The 582-nt window shown below is 42.6% G+C and carries 1 pseudogene; it reads right to left on the minus strand.

Annotated elements, in window-relative coordinates:
• A pseudogene (locus R7Q09_RS27170) lies at positions 1–582 on the minus strand (chromosome segregation protein SMC); the annotation flags it as partial.

A 582-nucleotide genomic window follows, 5' to 3' on the forward strand; every position in this document is an offset into this window, starting at 1 on the left:
ACAGTTATGCTCTTCGCAAAACCACGTAGCCTATTCAGTTCCTGCTGCTTCGCCGTTCTAACTTGGACTTGTTGTTCAACTGCGGTATCGCTTTGCTCCAATTGTTGTACTTGCGCTTCCAGATGTTGCCAAGCCGTATAACCACCTTGCGACGGTTGAAGCATTGAGTTAAACCACTTAATTGTAGGCTGGATGTTAGAGGCAAGTCTAAACTTATGAAGAGGGTTAGCTGTTAAACGATCACAGGAAACATTAATGACTTGTGATAGTTCCGCCAATGACTGATTAAGGCTCTGATAGTATTCTTGGGATTTAGCTTGTAAAACTGCAAGATGCTGTAGCTTTTGCAGCTCTTCGTCTGCATGTGCATAAGGATTCAGGGCTGTCTGTGTCAATGGAGTTTTACAGGCTGGGCACTTATCAGGGCTATTCGCTTGTAATTTAGATACTGATTCATACAACTGCTTAAATGATACTTGCTGACTGGCATTAACCAATTCTTGTTGGCTAGCATTGTAGTTAGCAAGGTTTGTATTGATTTCACTTCGAATAATAGCAAGCCTAGCTTGGGTCAAGCCGCTT

The organism is Vibrio sp. 2130-1 (genome assembly GCF_033339515.1).